Here is a 15,558-nt window from a genome sequence, read left to right as displayed (position 1 = left end):
TGAATCTGACCGAACCCGTCTAGCGGGCTAGTGCTTATGGGGAATTATATGTTTCATGGCGGAACCCTGATTGCCGTATCGCTGCTGTATATCGCAATTCTGTTTGGTATTGCCTGGTTTGGCGACCGCCACGCTCGCACCCACGGAGCCAGCCGCCGTCGGCCAATCATCTACAGCTTGGCGTTGGCGATTTACTGCACCTCCTGGACGTTTTACGGCGCAGTTGGCCAAGCAGCCACTGCTGGTTGGTCATTTGCCAGCATTTTTGTCGGGCCGATCCTGACTTTTCTGCTGTTCTGGCCGGTATTGGCCAAGATGATCCGCGTGGCAAAGCATCAGAACGTCACCTCAATCGCCGACTTTATTGCTTCCCGCTACGGTAAAACCCAATCCCTTGCCGCTTTTGCCAGCCTCGTTGCCCTGATTGGTACCCTGCCCTATATCGCGCTTCAGCTTAAAGCCGTCGCCACCTCGTTTAGCGTGCTGACCGATGCACAGGACATTACCCACACCTCGCTCTTTGGCGATACTGCCTTTTACGTAGCGGTCGTGATGGCGATTTTCGCTATTCTGTTTGGCACACGCCATACCGACGCGACGGAACACCATGAAGGGCTCATCCATGCGGTAGCTTTTGAGTCGCTGGTAAAACTCGCGGCATTTCTCGTGCTAGGCGCGTTTGTCACATGGGGCATGTTTGGTGGATTAGGTGAACTCATGGCCCATGCGGAAAGCCAGCTCGAACTGCAGCGCCAGTTGGCTAATCAGGATTTCGGCCAAAGCTTTTGGGCACAAACCCTACTCGCCATGCTGGCAATTCTCTGCCTGCCACGCCAATTTCATGTAGCGGTCGTCGAAAACATCCACCCAGACGATGCCAATAAAGCACGCTGGCTGTTTCCACTCTATTTGCTCGCCATTGCGTTTTTCGTGGTACCGCTCGCCGCCGCGGGTCTACTGCTGTTCTCTGAAAGCGGTGTAGAACCAGACACCTACGTGTTAGCACTTTCAATGGCGTCTGGGCACGAGTGGTTGATGCTGCTAACGTTTATCGGCGGCTTTTCCGCTGCCACCGGCATGGTTATTGTCGCGGCAGTAGCCGTTTCTATCATGATCTCAAACGAGATCGTCATTCCGGCCCTTTTCAGGTTGCGCTGGTTTGATACCAAAGCCCGTGACTATGGCCGACTCGTGTTACGAGCTCGCCGCTTGACCATTGTGGCCGTGCTAGCAATGGCTTACGGCTTTTACCACCTGATCGCCGAATTCACATCGCTGGCGTCTATTGGCATGCTCTCTTTTGCAGCCGCCGCTCAATTTGCGCCCGCGTTGATAGGCGGGCTTTACTGGAAGCGGGGCAACCGCTTAGGCGTTATTGTCGGCATGAATGCAGGCTTTGGCATTTGGGCCTACAGCCTTCTCATGCCAGCCATGATTAGCGCTGGCGTCCTACCCTCGGACTGGTTAGCAGGCGGCCCTTTGGGACTGACTTGGCTATCACCCACGGCGCTGTTTGGCCTAAACCTAGGCGACTCCTTTACCCATGGGGTAATGCTCTCACTGGGCGTTAACCTGTTTTGCTACATTTTTGTTTCACAGATTACTTCTCAGCGCGTGGTGGAGCGTATCCAGGCATCGCTGTTTGTCGATAGCGTCGAAACCCGTCAAACCTCGGTTAACCGCCCCTGGACGGGGGCCACCACGGTAGGCGACTTAAAAGTGCTTTGTGAACGCTTTCTAGGTGCTGGCCAGGTTGATCGCGCCTTTGAAGATTATGCACGCCGGGCAGGTAAACCGCTGGACGAAGGCACCCGCGCTTCGATTGACGTTATCCAGTTTACCGAGCGTTTTTTGGCTTCGGTCTTAGGCGCCTCCTCGGCGCGGATCGTTGTCAACTCAGCGCTTCAAGGACGCGGCATTGGGATTTCTGATGTTATTTCCATCGTTGATGAAGCCTCCCAGGTACTGGAATTTAACCGAGCCCTGCTCCAGGCCACTATTGAGAATATCAATCAAGGCATTAGCGTTGTTGACCAGAACCTCAGGCTAGTCGTGTGGAACCAGCGATATTTAGAGTTATTCCGCTTCCCTGACCATTTGATCCGGGTAGGTGCACCCATGGATCGCATTTTCCGCTATAACGCCCACAGCGGCGAGTACGGCCCAGGCGATCCCGAAGAGCACGTTCAACTGTTGATGGATAATATTCGCGATGGCCAGCCCCACCGCTACGTGCGCTACCGCCAGGACGGCAGCGTACTGGAGGTTCAGGGCAACCCGATGCCCGGCGGTGGGTTTGTCTATACCTACCAAGACATCACCCAGCAAAAGCGTATCGAAGAGGCGTTGATCCGCTCTGAAAACAATATCCGCATTTACACCGACAATGTGCCCGCGTTAATCGCCTACTTCGATAAAGAGTGCCGCTACCTCTTTACTAACCGTGCCTACGAGCAGGCGTTTAACATTGATCGTAATGCCGTCATTGGGCGACGCTATGAAGACGTACTGCCCGTAAAGCAAGCCGAAGAGCGCCTGCCTTGGGTGAAACGCGCACTGGCAGGAGAGCGTGTCAGCTTTGAAGTCTCGATGCGCGTTAACGATGCAATGCGCTATATGTTGGTGACCTATACGCCCCACTTTGGCGATAGCCAGTCGATTCTAGGTTTTTTTGCGCTTTATCAAGATATTACCGAGCGGCGCCAAGCTGAAATTGCGCTTAAAGAAACCAACGAAACCCTCGAGGAACGCGTACGTGAACGCACCCAGGCGTTGTCTGAGGCGAACGCGGCGCTACGTCAGGAGAACCGCGTGCGAGCGGAGGCCGAGCAGGCACTACGCCAAGCCAAGCAGCTAGCCGAAGATGCGAATGCCTCTAAAACACGCTTTTTGGCCGCCGCCAGCCACGACCTGCTTCAGCCACTAAACGCTGCACGCCTATTTACCTCTGCGTTAATGCAAAACGTTACTACTAGCGATACCCAACGCACCGTCGGGCATATTGATAATTCTCTCCAGGCCGCTGAAGAGCTACTCGGTACTCTGCTGGATATTTCCAAACTGGATGCCGGTGCGCTCACTCCCCGGCGCAGCCACTTTGCCCTAGCGGATATTATCCGCCCGCTGCGGGCTGAGTTTGAGGTGATGGCTGATGACCGTGGTTTGGACCTCAACGTCGTGCCGACTCAACAATGGGTCGACTCTGACCCGCAAATGCTGCGGCGTATTGTGCAAAACTTCCTTTCCAACGCGATCCGCTATACCCAGGAAGGGCGGGTATTGCTGGGCTGCCGTCGCTACGGAGACCGCCTCTCTATTGAGGTTTGGGACAGCGGCCCCGGCATTCCTGAATCTAAACTATCGGAAATCTTCCAAGAATTTCGCCGCTTGGATCAGGTATCGCGCCATAAAGAGAGTGAAAAAGGATTGGGGTTAGGGCTCTCCATTGCCGACCGTATGAGCCGGGTGCTCGACCACCCCATTAAGGTACGCTCCTGGGAAGGTGTCGGCACCGTTTTTGCAGTCAGCGTGCCTATCGTGGCAGCACGTGAAACGGTACCCACCGATCAAGAGCCTCAGGGGCGCCGTGGTGGCAATAAGCTGGCGGGTACTCGCATTATATGTATCGACAACGAAACGTTAATACTTGAAGGCATGACCGCCATGCTCAGCGGCTGGGGGTGCGAAGTATTTACCGCCACCAGTATTGGCGGGGCTAAATCGATCCTGCGCAATATGGATGGCGACCCCGACGCGATACTGGCCGACTATCACCTGGATAACGAAGTGACGGGCTTGATGGCGCTGGAAGCCCTAAGCGATCGGCTTACGAGCGCCGTACCAGGGATTGTGATTACGGCGGACCGCACCGAAGCGGTGGCTGAAGAAATTAAGCGAGCGGGCTATCAGCTGCTCTTGAAGCCGGTTAAGCCTGCAGCGCTGCGTGCCCTGTTAACACGCACGCTTCAAGCAAGCCGAGCCGCTAACTAGATGCACAGCAAGCATCGAACAAATAGCCAGTGATAGCTCTCTTTATTAACGACAGCGCCGCGCTTATGTTGCCATAAGCGCGGCGCCAAACAACTACCTAAAGCGTGTTACGACTCGACTTTGGGCGGTTCTACTTCAAGTTTTTGCGCGGCGATAACCGCCTGAGTGCGCGAGTGCACGCCCAGTTTACGTAAAATAGCGGTCACGTGGGCTTTAATCGTTGCTTCAGAAACGCTCAACTCGTAGGCGATCTGCTTGTTCAACAGGCCTTCGGTTAACATATTGAGCACGCGAAACTGCTGTGGCGTTAGCGAAGCGATCGCTTCAGCAAAGCGCGACTCTTCCTCACTGGTCTCTTCCAATACATTGGCTAACGCTTCGGGCAGCCATACTTCACCCTGCAGAATCTCTCCTACTGCTTCCGCGATTAGCTGTAGAGAGGAAGACTTAGGAATGAACCCAGACGCACCATAGTCGATAGCACGACGCACGACGTAGGGCTCATCGCTTCCCGATACAACGGCGACCGGAATATCCGGCATCTGGCCACGCAGCTGAATCAAGCCTGAGAAGCCGTGGGCGCCAGGCATATGTAAATCCAGCAAAATCAAATCGGCATCGGGATGGCGATTCACAACTTCATTGGTGGCCGCCATCGTATCGGCTTCGACAATCTCAGCCTGAGGGGCCAACTGGCGTAACGCCTGGGTGAGCGCTGCACGAAACAGTGGATGGTCGTCAGCGACGATAAACTTATGGGCTACTGCCATGGATATTCCTCCGGTTCCTCGAGCAGCGGGGTTGCCTGCCGCCGCGACGCTAGGCTCTTACGGTTGAAGCATGGTACCCCATGGGCTTCGTCATGCCCAAGCATCACATGCACAATTTGTTATCTGTCGGTTATCCAACTAAAAACAGCAGTGCCGGCTCCACGGCCGGCACTGCTACGAATTAGCGTATTGAGTCTGATACAGCATAGCAAACGCTTAACTCTGTTGTTGAAAAACATATCTGTTGGAAGATATTGTCTTTGGAAAACATTGTCGTGGGACAACAATGTCGTTGAAAAGCATGCCCCTGCCGCTAACCGACAGGGGCACTCAGCGCTACTGATTAGCGCGATGCTCAATCAGGTCATCAACTACCGACGGGTCTGCCAGTGTGCTGGTATCCCCGAGGCCGTCGCACTCATTAGCGGCAATCTTGCGCAAAATACGACGCATAATTTTACCTGAACGCGTTTTGGGCAAACCAGGCGCCCACTGAATGACGTCCGGCGAGGCAATGGGGCCGATGTCTTTACGCACCCATTGCGTTAGCTCTTTTTTCAGTTCGTCAGTAGGATCGACATCGCCATTCAAGGTTACGTAAATGTAGATGCCCTGGCCTTTAATATCGTGTGGGAAGCCCACGACCGCTGCTTCAGCTACCGCAGAGTGCGCGACTAGCGAGGACTCGATTTCAGCGGTACCCATGCGGTGGCCCGAAACGTTGAGAACGTCGTCCACGCGGCCGGTGATCCAGTAGTAACCATCCTCATCACGGCGGCAGCCATCACCAGTAAAGTACATGCCATCGTAGGTTGAGAAATAGGTCTGGACATAACGCTCATGGTCGCCCCAAATAGAGCGCGCCTGGCCTGGCCAGGAGTCCAGAATGACGAGGTTACCCTCGGCGGCACCTTCTAGCTGATTGCCCTCATTATCGACCAGCGCTGGCTTCACACCAAAGAAAGGTACCGTGGCTGAGCCTGGTTTTAGATCAATGGCGCCAGGCAGCGGCGCAATCATGAAGCCACCGGTTTCCGTCTGCCACCAGGTATCCACGATAGGACACTTCTCGTTACCAATGACGCGGTAGAACCACTCCCAGGCCTCCGGGTTGATCGGCTCACCCACCGAGCCCAACAGACGCAGCGAGTCGCGCTTGCTCGAATCCATCACGTTATCGCCATGGGCCATCAGGGCGCGAACGGCGGTGGGTGCTGTATAAAGAATATTGACCTGGTGCTTATCAACAATTTCACCCATGCGGCCGTGGGTTGGGTAGCTCGGCACCCCTTCAAACATCAACGTAATCGCCCCGTTAGCAAGCGGGCCATATACAATATAGCTGTGACCTGTCACCCAACCCACGTCAGCCGTACACCAGTACACTTCGCCTTCTTGGTAGTCAAAAACGTATTGGTGAGTCATCGCAGCGTACGTAAGGTAGCCACCAGTAGTGTGCTTCAAACCTTTAGGCGCGCCGGTAGAACCAGAGGTATACAGAATAAACAGCGGATCTTCCGCGCCCATGGCTTCCGCTGGGCACTCGGTGGACTGCTTGTCGACTAGCTCATCAAACCAAATATCACGGCCTTCCTGCCACTCGATATCACCACCGGTACGCTTAACAACCAAAACGTTTTTACAAACGTCGGTGCCGTCGCGCGTCAGCGCCGAGTCAACGTTCTCTTTCAAGGGCACATGCTTACCACCACGTACCGACTCATCGGCGGTAATCACCAACTTAGAATCAGCGCCAATAACCCGCTGAGCAACGGCATCAGGAGAGAAGCCGCCAAATATGACAGAGTGAACGGCACCAATACGGGCACACGCCAGCATCGCCACTGCTGCCTCGGGGATCATCGGCATATACAGCGTAACGGTATCGCCTTTCTTAATACCCAGCGACTTCAATCCATTGGCTAGCTGATTGGTGCGCTCATACAGCTCACGGTAGCTAATGTGTTTAGAGTCGTCGGGATTATCACCTTCCCAAATAATCGCAGTTTGATTGCCGCGTTTTTCTAAATGGCGATCCAGGCAGTTAGCAGTGACGTTAAGCTGGCCATCTTCAAACCAGCGGATATCGACATTCTCACGTGCAAAGGAGGTGTTTTTGATCTTAGTGGGCGCTTTAATCCAGTCGAGTCGCTTGGCTTGCTCGGCCCAGAAGCCTTCCGGGTCGTCCATCGACTGTTGATACATGGCTGCATATTTATCTTTGTCTGCCCATGCGCTGGCGGCGAAGCTATCGCGTACCGGATAGACGTTTTTATGTTCGCTCATGAAATTGCCTCTGTCCGTGAAAATGCTCTCTCTGGAAAATGGTGTCGGCATTATTATTGGTCGCACCGACCCGTTTAATATTTACCTAGCATAAACCTACCTGAGCAGGCTTCCTCTTAGACATTGGTATTAACATTTTTAATATAAAAAACAAAAGGTTAAAACTGATCAGAGGTTAATCAATAGTGCAGTAGACCAAGGTCTGAGCACAATCACGACAACGATAACGGCGCCCCTTTAACACTAAAGAGTGACGCCTAGCGGTAAAATAGTGAGATTGGCAATGACACCTGTAATGATAAGGCCGAACCTGTGAGTGCTTAATATCAAACTGATGGGTCACTTTCGGCTCTAAACCAAATAGATCATGCATGACAGACTTCCACTCGCGGCCATGGGGCTTTAAACGCGGCCCATTTGCCAAGTGAAAGACTAGCCAGTGTGCCATTTCATGAGGGATGACGTCGTCAAAAAAGGCGCTGCGGTTACCTTCTAACAGTACTGGGTTGAAGCGAAGCCCCCCTTTCCCCAGGTGCGCTTGGCCTGCTGAGGCACCTTTTAGGTCAAACCATACCCGTGGCGTAGGCAGTTCTGGATAAACTTCCCGACAGCGCTCTAGCGCTTCGTGCACCCGCTCTTGGGCTGCGCTGTGCAACGCTTGAGCCGATAAGGCCGCCAATTGCTCTGCAGGCCAAGGGGGCAGTGGTGAGGTCTTCATTAGTGATAAACTAGCCATTAATAACGTTGCAAACGATTGTTACCGATCAGCATCTTTTTCACAAAGACGACTTTATAAAACGAGGCTCCCCATGGCAGAGCGCAATAACGTGCCAGCAACAGATTCGCCCGACAACGCCCCGCCTCAGCCGCTGCTTGAGGATGACCAGCTGGATAGGCTGGATGACTTTTTAGATTCCGAGCAGGTAGGCGAAGATGCGCTTGATCTGATTTCTGCCCACGGTTTTTTAGTGGCCCTGGCCGTGGCGCCAAGCGAGCTGCCGCCCGCCCAGTGGCTAGCCGAGCTGTTTCAGGGTGAGCCTAACTATCGCGACGAGGCAGAACGCGACGGCATTATTCACCTATTAACACTGCTGCGGGATAACGCGATGGCAGTGCTTGAGCAAGGCGGCTTACCTGAGCTGCCCTTTGAGCTTACCTTAGATGGTCTACCCGCTGAAGAGACGCCGATTGGCGATTGGTGTGCTGGCTTTATGGAAGGCGTCTTCAGCGATGAGAGCGCCTGGTTCCAAGATGACGAGGAAGCGGCGGCCACCCTGCTGCTACCTTTCATGCTGCTGTCCGGGCTATTTGAAGATGAGCCCGACATGGCAGAAATGGCGCAGGATCAAGCCAACCAAGAGGCCTTAGTTGCCCAACTACCCGAGCTAGTGCTTGACCTCTACCTGCACTACCGTGTGCCGCCGGAAACCACCAAACCCAAGCCGCGCAAGAAAACCCCAGCCAAAGGCAAAAAGCGCAAGTAAGCCTTTTAAAGCTTTTATTTAAGACGGGTGACCATGGCATTCAACAGGCCATAGATCCACTCACGGGCGCGCTGCCCCCAGGGGCGCGCGGCCCAAGCAGCAGCATCCACTTCCTGACTGACGGCAAAATTACGCTCAAACAGCGCACCTACGTCATTGGCTGCCGTTTCGGATTCCAACTCTTGGTTCGCTTCAAGATTCCAATGCAGGTTCCAGTGATCGAAGTTGCATGATCCCACGCTGACCCAGTTATCAACCAGCACAAACTTAGCGTGGATAAAAGTGGGTTGGAATTCAAAAATTCGCACGCCTGCTTTGAGGAGCGCCTGATAGTAACGCTGCCCGGCGTAGCGCACGCCGGGGTGGTCATGCTCGCTGCCTGGCAGTAGCAAGCGAACATCGACTCCTCGACGAGCCGCGCGGGCAAGTCTGCGTCGCAGCGAAAAAGTGGGCACAAAATAGGGGGTACAGAGCCACAGGCGCTCGCTGGCCTCGCTGACTCGCCCATACAGTGAGTGACGAATGGCCTGATAGCGATACCCTCTGGCCGACACCACCCGCCCCTTAACACCATCAGCATAACGTTCAGGCGACCGCTGAGTAACAAGCCCTGCTGTCGTTAAATTACCTTTCTCTGCCCGGGTTAATCGTGAGCGCCATAGGCGGCGAAATAACTTTTCCCAATCCGCCACTACCGGGCCTTCCATACGCACCGCAATTTCGTACCAAGCATCCAAGAACTCATCCACCGCCCCAAAGCCACCGGTAAAGGCAACCTCACCGTCTACCACCACAATTTTTCGATGATCACGGCTTAAGTTACGGGCTAGGGAATGAAAGCCTATAGGGTTGAAAAGGCGTAGCTGGATACCTGCCTGCTGCAAACGGGTACGCTCCGGGCGACCCAAGCCCATGGCACCATACCCATCCAGCAATAGATAGACTTTCACCCCCCGCTGAGCGGCACCAATAAGCGCATCACATACTTGGTCGGCAAGCTTACCCGACTCCATGAGATACAGCTCAACCAGCACGTAGTATCTTGCCTGGCTGACTGCATCAAACATGGCCGGCAGAAAGCACGACGCCTCCGGCAGCAGGGTAACGCGATTCCCTTCTCGCCACACATGCTGCATACAAGCTCCTTTTTTGAGTAAATAAATGTTAGCGGGTTAGCGAACGGTGCACATAAAGATCGTAGCGACTGGTTTTCCCTTCAAGGGTATGCTGAGGGGCAGGCCCGGCAATCGGCGGCGCCTTGCGGGGCCGCTTAACCACGACACGATGTGTCGCTACATCAAGCGCGGCTTCCAGCAGCCGAGGGGCGTCATCATCATCACCCGCCAGCTCACGAAACAGGCGCATCTCTTTTTTTACCAACGCGGACTTTTCCCGGTGGGGAAACATCGGATCAAGATGGATAACCTGCGGGTCGAAACTAGCACTAGCCACAAGCTCGGCCAGGGTATTGGCTGCGTCACCATGGCGCAACTGCATGCGCGCCGCAATAGAGGCGGTCTCTGCCGCTTGCGCCGCCCTAGCAAGGCCATCGTGAAGCAGCGCGGCTATCGCCGCCACCCGCTCGATTAGCAGCACCTGTGCACCTAAACTTGCCAGCACAAACGCATCCCGCCCTAGCCCCGCCGTGGCATCCACCACGCTGGGCGTAACGCCTTTGGCTAAGCCACAGGCTTTAGCCACTAACTGCCCCCGGCCGCCCCCAAACTGGCGTCGATGCGCGGCTTTGCCTGCGACAAAGTCAACGCTGAGCGGCTTGCCATACTGCCCTTCACTGCCTACAAGCGCTAACTGGCCTTGGTGCTGGGCTAATGTAAGCCCCGAAGGTAGCACCAACGCTTCAGGCAGTGCGTGCCATTCGTCAGACCTCATGCAGGCTTTTTCCAAGCCACATCGTTACGTAGATAAACCGGCTGAGCTTCGTGGGCCGCCTGCCCCAAGCCAGCCTCCAGGTCACGTATCCCAAGCCATGCCATCTCTTCGGCTCGCGGCTCAAGATCATTAAGGTGCTGAGTCATGCTTGCTTGGACCTCGGTAGTGAACTGCTCCCATAAGGTAAACCCTGAACCAACGCCTACCCAGTCGGTTTCACCTGGGGGCAGGTGCACCCTTTCCGGCGCCAATACGGCCTCATCACTTTGACGGCTGACGCTATCGTTTAAACAGTGCCAGGTAGCCACATAGACTTCACCCATCCGCGCATCGAGCGCTGTAACAAGATGACGGAAGTGATAGCGACGATGGGCCTGCAAGGCTAAGGCTTCCAGCGTTGAAACCCCCATCAGCGGGCAATCTAAACCAAATGCTAACCCTTGGGCGGTGCCTGCTGCGATGCGCAAACCCGTAAACGAACCGGGTCCCCGCCCAAACGCTACCGCATCTAGCTGCTGGGGAGAAACTTGCGCCTCTGCTAATACGTCATCCACCATGGGCATCAGTCGGCGCGTGTGGGCACGAAGGGTTAGTTCATACCGCGCTATACATTCACGCTGCGATCCCTGCTGGCGTATTAGCGCGGCTGAGCAGGCGCTAGAGGAGGCATCCAGCGCGAGTAGGAGTGATGGCATAGCAGTGTCGCACTCAGTAGAAATAGAGGGGCATTATACCTCTGCACAGCCTTAACGACGATGGCCCACATAAAGCGGGCCACCAGCTGACTATCAAAGGGCAGGTATTGCTTAATTTAGCGCTTCTTTTACTTGGCGAGTAATATCATTAACGCTGCCAATCCCCTCAACACGGTGGTACTGGGGAGCGGTTTGTGGATCTTCTTTGGCCCACTGCTGATAGTAGTCGACTAACGGAGCGGTTTGGTCATGATATACCGATAGGCGATTACGCACGGTGGACTCTTGATCGTCCTCACGCTGAATCAGCATCTCACCCGTGACATCGTCTTTACCCTGCTCTTTAGGCGGGTTGTGCTCAACGTGATACACGCGTCCTGATGCCGGGTGTACGCGGCGACCGGCTAGGCGGTTAACAATCTCTTCATCGGGAACCGCAATTTCCAGCACGTGGTCAAGCTTAACGCCGCCTTCTTTCATGGCGTCGGCCTGGGGAATCGTGCGGGGGAAGCCGTCGAACAGAAAGCCATTGGCGCAGTCGGGCTGGCTAATACGCTCTTTAACCAGATCAATGATGATGTCGTCTGATACAAGACCACCGCTATTCATAATCTCTTTTACTTTCAGGCCCAGTTCAGTGCCATCCTTGATAGCCGTACGCAGCATATCCCCGGTGGAAATTTGGGGAATCTTATACTGCTCACAAATAAACTGAGCTTGAGTTCCCTTCCCCGCGCCGGGGGCACCCAACAGGATTAAACGCATGGCACTGCTCCTTGAATGATGGCAATAGAATAAAATTATAAGTCGACAATAACCGTGCCTTTCAGGCGACACAACTCTCCAAAAGCCTGAGAGACGCTTTTTTAATATTTTTTTAAACGAAAACAGTAAAGTGGAGACTCCTTGTACTTTGGTAACCCCTACTTTTCTGGCAAATCGGGTGGCTATAAATACATGCGGCGCCCTAGTGGGCGCCGCATGTAACTTGCTTCATAAAACGTTTACAGCAATAACCGCCGAATGTCGGTTAACACATCCGCCAGGAAGGCGGTAAAGCGCGCCGCATCCGCACCATTAATGGCCCGGTGATCGTAGGAGAGCGACAGCGGCATCATTAAACGCGGCTGGAAGGTGCTACCATCCCAGACCGGCTTCATCTGCGCTTTCGACACGCCTAATATGGCTACTTCCGGCGCATTAACAATCGGCGTAAATGCTGTGCCACCAATCGAGCCCAGGCTCGAAATGGTGAAGCAGCCACCGGTCATGTCATCACGCTTAAGTTTCTTGGTTTGCGCCTTCTTGCCTAGCTCCGCCATCTCCTTAGCAATCTCAACCAAGGATTTTTTATCGGCGTTACGCACCACAGGCACCATCAGGCCGTCCGGCGTATCCACCGCGATACCGATATGCACGTAGTTTTTCCACACCAGGGTTTCACCATCGCCTTTAAGGCTGACGTTGAACTGGGGGAACTTACGCAGCGCAAAGGCACAGGCTTTGACCATAAACGGCAGCGGCGTGAGCTTTGCGCCCTGGGCTTCTACTTCGGCCTTCATGGCTTTGCGGAAGGCTTCAAGCTCGGTAATGTCGGCTTCGTCAAACTGGGTCACGTGGGGCACGTTGAGCCAGCTGCGATGCAGGTTTGTCGCCCCTGCTTTAAGCAGGCGACCCATCGGCTTCTCTTCCACCTCACCAAACTGGCTGAAATCGACTTCCGGGATCGGCGGGATACCAGCGCCACCGGTGGCAGCTGCCGCGCCAGGCTGTGCTTTACCTTGATTGGCAATAACCTGCTTCACATAGGTCTGCACATCCTCTTTAACCACGCGATCTTTTGGCCCACTCGGTTTGACGAGTTCCAAGTCAACACCCAGCTCACGGGCCAGCATACGCACCGCGGGCCCTGCGTGTACCAGCTTGCCATCACGTGGCTTATGGGCCGCCATCTGCGCTTCCGGGCTAGGCGTTCCCGCCGGAGACTCAGAAGGTTTAGCGCTCGACTGCCGCGAGCTGCTTGGCGAGGCCTTTTCTGGTGCCGCTTTTTTGGGCGCCGCTTTTTTGGCACCCGCCACTTCCATATAGCCGATCACATCACCTTCAGAGACGGTGTCACCCTCTTTTACGGTTAGCTCAATCAGCTTACCTTTGTAGGGGCTAGGCACATCCATGGAGGCCTTATCAGACTCCAAGGTGATCAGCGGGTCTTCTTCGTTGATCTCGTCACCGGCGGCCACGCCGATCTCAATAATCGGCACGTCCGCAGAGCCAGAAAGATCCGGCACGCGAATCTCTTTGCGCTCTGGCTCGCCGCTAACGGCTTCTTCTGGCTCGTCATCCTGCTCAGCCGCTTGTGGCTCGCTGCTGGCTTGGCTGGATGTCTGCTCATCAGCAGCATCTTCTGCGTCGTCACCTTCACCGGCGATTTCCATCTTGCCGATGACATCGCCTTCAGATACCGTGTCGCCTTCTTTGACGGTGAACGCCACGATCTTACCGCTGTAAGGACTCGGCACGTCCATGGAGGCTTTGTCAGACTCCAGGGTGATCAGGGTGTCTTCGGCATTAACCTCATCGCCTTCGCTGACCGCGACTTCGATAATTTCAACGCTGTCAGAGCCGCCCAAGTCCGGCACTTTAATATCAACCGTTTGCTTACCACCAGCTGCTTTTTTAGCCGCAGGCTTCTGCTCTTGAGAGGCTTCTTTAGGTGTATCTTCTTTTACTGGCGCGTCTTTAGGCTGGCTATCAGACGAAGTCTCTTGCTTCTCTTCGCCACCGCCTTCAACTTCCAGCTCAACGATGTCGTCGCCTTCGGAGACGGTATCGCCTTCTTTGACCAGCACTTTGAGCACCTTGCCGCCTTTCGGGGCGGGGACGTCCATGCTGGCTTTGTCGGATTCTAGGGTGATCAGGGTGTCTTCTGCTTCAATGACGTCACCTTCTGACACCGCAATCTCGATGATTTCGACATCGGTATCGCCACCGATATCGGGAACTTTGATGATTTCGCTACTCAAGGTCGCGCTCCTTCCAAATCGGATCGAGCCGGCGGGCGTCTGCCCGCCGGGCTGCGGTTTAGCTGGTCAGCGGGTTGGGCTTGTTGGCATCAATGCCGTACTTCTTCAGCGCCTCGCCGACGTGCTTGCGATCAAGCTCGCCACGATCAGCCAGCGCCTTCAGTGCTGCTACCGTTACGAAGTAGCGGTCAACTTCGAAGAAGTAACGCAGCTTCTCGCGGGTATCCGAACGACCAAAGCCATCGGTACCCAAAACAGTGTAGTCACCCGGTACCCAAGCGCGCACCTGATCCGCATACAGCTTCATGTAGTCGGTGGAGGCAATGACCGGGCCATCGCGGCCTTCCAGGCACTTCGTGACGTGGGGCTTGGCGGCCTCGTCATCGGGGTTCAAGAAGGCTTCGCGCTCCAGCAGCAGCGCTTCGCGGCGCAGCTCGTTAAAGCTGGTGACGCTCCAAATGTCCGCACCAATGCCCCAGTCGTTGGCCAGAAGCTCCGCGGCGGCTTCGACTTCGCGCAGGATGGTGCCGGAGCCCATCAGCTGCACGCGGCCTTTTTTGCCCTGGGTTTCTTTGAGCAGGTACATGCCTTTGACGATGTCGTCCGCGGGGACGCTCTCTAGGGCAGGCTGCTCGTAGTTTTCGTTCATCACCGTCAGGTAGTAGAAGCAGTTCTCTTTATCGGTGAACATGCGCTTCAGACCGTCTTGAACGATAACCGCCACTTCATGAGCATAGGTCGGGTCGTAGCTGCGGCAGTTGGGGATGGTGGACGCCTGAATCAGGCTGTGGCCATCCTGGTGCTGCAGGCCTTCGCCGTTGAGCGTGGTACGCCCGGCGGTGCCGCCGACCATAAAGCCGCGGGCTTGTAGATCACCGGCGGCCCAGGCCAAATCACCAATGCGCTGGAAGCCGAACATCGAGTAGTAGATGTAGAACGGCAGCAGGGTGACGTTGTTGTTGCTGTAGGAGGTTGCGGCGGCAATCCATGCGGACATCGCACCAGCTTCACTAATCCCTTCTTCGAGAACCTGACCTTTCTGGTCCTCGCGGTAGTACATGATCTGGCCTTTATCGACCGGCTCGTACTTTTGCCCTTCCGAGGTGTAGATCCCGAGCTGACGGAACATGCCTTCCATACCGAAGGTACGCGCTTCGTCCGGGATAATCGGCACCACGTGCTTGCCTAGCTGCTTGTCCTTCACCAGGCCATTCAGAATACGCACGAAGGCCATGGTGGTGGAGATTTCACGGCCCTTGGAGCCGACCATTTGCGAGGCAAACGTTTTATCTTCAAGGGCCGGTATTTCCAGCGCGTCAAAATCACTACGGCGGCTTGGCAGGTAGCCATTCAAGCGCTCACGCTGCAGGTGCATGTACTTAAGCTCGGGGGAGTCCTCTTCCGGCTTGTAGTAGGGCAC

11 protein-coding genes are annotated in these 15,558 nt (G+C 55.0%); 2 read left to right on the top strand and 9 right to left on the bottom strand.

Annotated features, from left to right (window positions below; all coding sequences use genetic code 11):
- Positions 1-48 precede the first annotated feature (48 nt).
- Entirely contained in the window at positions 49-3,990 is a 3,942-nt protein-coding gene (locus MOY_RS01860) for a hybrid sensor histidine kinase/response regulator (protein ID WP_009095911.1), read from the top strand.
- Between the two features lie 107 nt (positions 3,991-4,097).
- Here MOY_RS01860 and MOY_RS01855 read toward each other — a convergent pair whose 3' ends face one another.
- The 3 genes from MOY_RS01855 to MOY_RS01845 form a co-directional block, all read right to left on the bottom strand.
- Positions 4,098-4,760, bottom strand: coding sequence for a LuxR C-terminal-related transcriptional regulator (locus MOY_RS01855; RefSeq protein ID WP_009095908.1), 663 nt, complete (start codon positions 4,758-4,760; stop codon positions 4,098-4,100).
- Between the two features lie 336 nt (positions 4,761-5,096).
- Positions 5,097-7,046: an acetate--CoA ligase gene (gene acs, locus MOY_RS01850; protein ID WP_009095907.1), complete on the bottom strand. Its 1,950-nt coding sequence runs from the start codon at positions 7,044-7,046 to the stop codon at positions 5,097-5,099.
- Between the two features lie 175 nt (positions 7,047-7,221).
- The gene (locus tag MOY_RS01845) at positions 7,222-7,764 is read right to left on the bottom strand and encodes a SprT family zinc-dependent metalloprotease (protein WP_035539804.1); all 543 of its coding nucleotides are present in this window, start codon (positions 7,762-7,764) and stop codon (positions 7,222-7,224) included.
- 91 nt (positions 7,765-7,855) lie between these two features.
- Here MOY_RS01845 and MOY_RS01840 point away from each other — a divergent pair, with 91 nt between their 5' ends.
- Positions 7,856-8,530: a YecA/YgfB family protein gene (locus MOY_RS01840; RefSeq protein ID WP_009095903.1), complete on the top strand. Its 675-nt coding sequence runs from the start codon at positions 7,856-7,858 to the stop codon at positions 8,528-8,530.
- 14 nt (positions 8,531-8,544) lie between these two features.
- Here the strand turns inward: MOY_RS01840 and MOY_RS01835 are convergent, their stop codons facing one another.
- The 6 genes from MOY_RS01835 to MOY_RS01810 form a co-directional block, all read right to left on the bottom strand.
- Complete coding sequence (locus MOY_RS01835) at positions 8,545-9,666, bottom strand: phospholipase D-like domain-containing protein (RefSeq protein ID WP_009095901.1); 1,122 nt, start codon at positions 9,664-9,666, stop codon at positions 8,545-8,547.
- A gap of 28 nt (positions 9,667-9,694) precedes the next feature.
- Positions 9,695-10,420 (bottom strand): class I SAM-dependent methyltransferase, encoded by a 726-nt coding sequence (locus MOY_RS01830; RefSeq protein WP_009095899.1) that lies wholly within the window; start codon positions 10,418-10,420, stop codon positions 9,695-9,697.
- Positions 10,417-11,115 (bottom strand): tRNA (adenosine(37)-N6)-threonylcarbamoyltransferase complex dimerization subunit type 1 TsaB, encoded by a 699-nt coding sequence (tsaB, locus tag MOY_RS01825; protein WP_009095897.1) that lies wholly within the window; start codon positions 11,113-11,115, stop codon positions 10,417-10,419. Before tsaB ends, MOY_RS01830 begins: the two co-directional genes overlap by 4 nt.
- A gap of 111 nt (positions 11,116-11,226) precedes the next feature.
- A complete protein-coding gene (adk, locus tag MOY_RS01820) occupies positions 11,227-11,880 on the bottom strand; it encodes an adenylate kinase (RefSeq protein ID WP_009095896.1) in 654 nt (217 codons plus the stop codon).
- 239 nt (positions 11,881-12,119) lie between these two features.
- The gene (aceF, locus tag MOY_RS01815; protein ID WP_009095894.1) at positions 12,120-14,138 is read right to left on the bottom strand and encodes a pyruvate dehydrogenase complex dihydrolipoyllysine-residue acetyltransferase; all 2,019 of its coding nucleotides are present in this window, start codon (positions 14,136-14,138) and stop codon (positions 12,120-12,122) included.
- Positions 14,139-14,196: 58 nt separating this feature from the next.
- Positions 14,197-15,558 (bottom strand): transketolase-like TK C-terminal-containing protein (locus MOY_RS01810; protein WP_035539785.1); only part of this gene is annotated, 1,362 nt, incomplete at its 5' end.

The sequence above is a fragment of the Halomonas sp. GFAJ-1 genome, assembly GCF_000236625.2.
Classification (GTDB): Bacteria; Pseudomonadota; Gammaproteobacteria; order Pseudomonadales; family Halomonadaceae; genus Vreelandella.
Note: the sequence above shows the minus strand (reverse complement) of the source record. Positions and strands in the feature narration are given on the sequence as shown.

What these genes read in the sequence shown, in the direction of transcription:
- MOY_RS01860 (WP_009095911.1), top strand. Translation starts at nt 49, where the DNA reads ATGTTTCATGGCGGAACCCTGATTGCCGTATCGCTGCTGTATATCGCA.
- MOY_RS01855 (WP_009095908.1), bottom strand. Translation starts at nt 4,760, where the DNA reads ATGGCAGTAGCCCATAAGTTTATCGTCGCTGACGACCATCCACTGTTT.
- acs (WP_009095907.1), bottom strand. Translation starts at nt 7,046, where the DNA reads ATGAGCGAACATAAAAACGTCTATCCGGTACGCGATAGCTTCGCCGCC.
- MOY_RS01845 (WP_035539804.1), bottom strand. Translation starts at nt 7,764, where the DNA reads ATGAAGACCTCACCACTGCCCCCTTGGCCTGCAGAGCAATTGGCGGCC.
- MOY_RS01840 (WP_009095903.1), top strand. Translation starts at nt 7,856, where the DNA reads ATGGCAGAGCGCAATAACGTGCCAGCAACAGATTCGCCCGACAACGCC.
- MOY_RS01835 (WP_009095901.1), bottom strand. Translation starts at nt 9,666, where the DNA reads ATGCAGCATGTGTGGCGAGAAGGGAATCGCGTTACCCTGCTGCCGGAG.
- MOY_RS01830 (WP_009095899.1), bottom strand. Translation starts at nt 10,420, where the DNA reads ATGAGGTCTGACGAATGGCACGCACTGCCTGAAGCGTTGGTGCTACCT.
- tsaB (WP_009095897.1), bottom strand. Translation starts at nt 11,115, where the DNA reads ATGCCATCACTCCTACTCGCGCTGGATGCCTCCTCTAGCGCCTGCTCA.
- adk (WP_009095896.1), bottom strand. Translation starts at nt 11,880, where the DNA reads ATGCGTTTAATCCTGTTGGGTGCCCCCGGCGCGGGGAAGGGAACTCAA.